General features: G+C 68.1%; 2 protein-coding genes. Both read right to left on the minus strand.

Going from position 1 to position 2,640, the window contains the following annotated elements:
* Positions 1-745: DUF6273 domain-containing protein (locus ACT84W_RS10435; protein ID WP_444329164.1), on the minus strand; the 745-nt coding region annotated here is incomplete at its 3' end.
* Between the two features lie 110 nt (positions 746-855).
* On the minus strand, positions 856-2,640 hold a 1,785-nt coding region (locus ACT84W_RS10440), incomplete at its 5' end, for a putative PEP-binding protein (protein WP_444329165.1).

Consider the following 2,640-nt stretch of genomic DNA (forward strand, 5'->3'; position numbering starts at 1 on the left):
GGGCGAAGTCGACGTAGCCGGTGTTCGCGATGGGCTTGTCGCCGTACTCCTGGGCAAACCAGGTGACGTCGCCGTACACCTCGGAGGCCGAGAAGGCCCAGAGCTTGTCGGCCGTGGAGGTGAGGACGTCGAAGTCCCCGCCCTTGACCGTGCCGGTGTTGTTGGTCGTCTTCGAGACCTCGACGACGCCGGACGAGAGCTCCTGCGGCAGCAGGGCGAGGCTGTCGGCAGCAAGCCATGCGCGCAGCCGGCTCGACTCCCAGCCGCCGAGGTTCGTGTCCTCGTCGTTCATACCCCTGCGCGAGAGCGGCGAGGTCATGAAGGTGAGGCCCGCCTTGCCCGACCCGTCCGCCAGCTCGTCCGCGCGCGCGCCGACGACGCGGCACGTGACGACGTGGCCGTCGGTGAGCTCGATCGGGCGGACGCAGTCGGCGATGGCGCCGTCGGCGCCGACGATCCCGTACTCGCGCGCGACCTCTAGGCCCGCCGCGTCGTCGGCCGCAGCCGAGATCATGCGGGCGATCTGGGAGAGCTCGTCCCACGAGTACTCCGAGAAGGCCTTGGGCGCGGGCACGCCGGTGCCCGCGGGATCGGCGGCGGTGGCCGCGGGCTCCGCCTGCCGCCCGCTCGCCTTGAGCCTCCCTGTGGCGACGAACCAGAACGCGAGGGCGCAACCGGCGACGAAAAGGGCCGAGACCGCGAGCGCGACGTAGGTGCCGGCGCCCGAGCCGTTCTTCTTTCCCATGATCTGTCCTTTCGTCGACGCATGACGATCGTGGGGTTCATCCTCGCACAAAAAGAAGGGAGGGAAGCCGCTCGGGCTCCCCTCCCTACCGAATCAACTCAGGTCAAAGCCTAGGCGAGCTTCTGCGCGCCGCCGTTGGACTTGATCTTGGCCTGGGCAGCCGCGAGGCGCGCGATGGGCACGCGGTACGGCGAGCAGGACACGTAGTCGAGGCCGAGGTCGTAGTACATCTGGATGGAGTCCGGGTCGCCGCCGGTCTCGCCGCAGACGCCGCAGATGATCTTGTCGTTGGCCTCGTGGCCGCCTTCCACGCCGAGCTTGACGAGCTTGGCGATGCCCGCATCGAGAGTCTCGAAGGGGTTGGTCTTCAGGATCTTCTTGGACAGGTACTGCGGGATGAAGGCGCTCTCGACGTCGTCGCGCGAGAAGCCGAAGCCCATCTGGGTAAGGTCGTTGGTGCCGAACGAGAAGAAGTCGGCGTACTTGCCGATCTCGTCGGCGGTCACCGCGGCGCGCGGAATCTCGATCATGCAGCCGACGGGGATGTTGAGGTCGACGCCGGTCTGCTCGGAGACGGAGGCGATGACGGTCTCGATCTGCTCACGGACGACCTTGAGCTCCTCGACCGTGGAGACGAGCGGGACCATGATCTCGGGCCTGGGGTCGAGACCGCGCTTCTTGAGGTGGGCGGCAGCGCCGGCGATGGCGCGGACCTGCATCTCGGTCAGCTCGGGGTACACGATGCCGAGGCGGCAGCCACGCAGGCCGAGCATGGGGTTGGCCTCCTGGAAGGAGTCGAGGCGGGCGAGCATGTCGCGACGGGCCTTGAGCTGGATGTCGGACTCGCCGCGGGCCTCGGCGTGCGCGAGCTCGACGGCGGCGTCGCGCGGGTTGTCCAGGAACTCGTGCAGGGGCGGGTCGAGCAGGCGGACGATGACGGTCTTGCCGTCCATGGCCTCGAACATGCCGAGGAAGTCGTCGGTCTGGACCTTGAGGAGCTGGCCCAGGGCCTGCTGCTTGGCGCCGGTGCGCTCAGCGAGGATGAAGGACTGGATGATCTCCTTGCGGTCGCCCAGGAACATGTGCTCGGTGCGGTCGAGGCCGATGCCCTCTGCGCCGAAGTCGCGGGAAAGCTTGGCGTCCTCAGGGTTGTCGGCGTTCGCGCGGACACCGATGTTGCGACCGCGGGAGGCATCGGAGCGGACGGCGTCGGCCCACTCGAGGATGGTCTCGAGATCGCCGGTGAGCTCGGGGCGCACCAGGGGCACGGCGCCCAGAATGACGTCGCCGGTCGTGCCGTTGATGGAGATGATGTCGCCCTCGTGGAGCACCACGTCGGTGCCGGAGACGACGACCTCCTTGGCCTTGGCGTCGATCTTCAGCGCCTCGGCGCCGCAGACGCAGGGGGCGCCCATGCCGCGGGCGATGACGGCCGCGTGGCTGGTCTTGCCGCCGTGGGAGGTGAGGATGCCCTCGGCCGCGACCATACCCTTGAGGTCGTCGGGCGTGGTCTCCCAGCGGACCAGGATGCAGGGCTGGTCCTTGTTGGCGCAGTGGACGGCCTCATCGGCAGAGAAGACGACCTTACCCACAGCGGCGCCCGGGGAGGCGTTCATGCCCTTGGTCAGGACCTTGAAGTCGGCCTTCGGGTCGAACTGCGGGTGCAGGAGCTGGTCGAGCTGCTCCGGCGCCACGCGCATGACGGCCTCCTCCTTGGAGATGGCGCCCTCGGCCTCGAACTGCATGGCAATGGCCAGAGCAGCCATGGCGGTGCGCTTGCCGACGCGGGTCTGGAGCATCCAGAGCTTGCCCTGCTCGATGGTGAACTCGATGTCCATCATGTCGTGGTAGTGCTCCTCGAGCTTGAGGAAGATCTCGTCGAGCTCCTTGCCCGC

The organism is Paratractidigestivibacter sp., from assembly GCF_052362415.1.
Classification (GTDB): domain Bacteria; phylum Actinomycetota; class Coriobacteriia; order Coriobacteriales; family Atopobiaceae; genus Paratractidigestivibacter.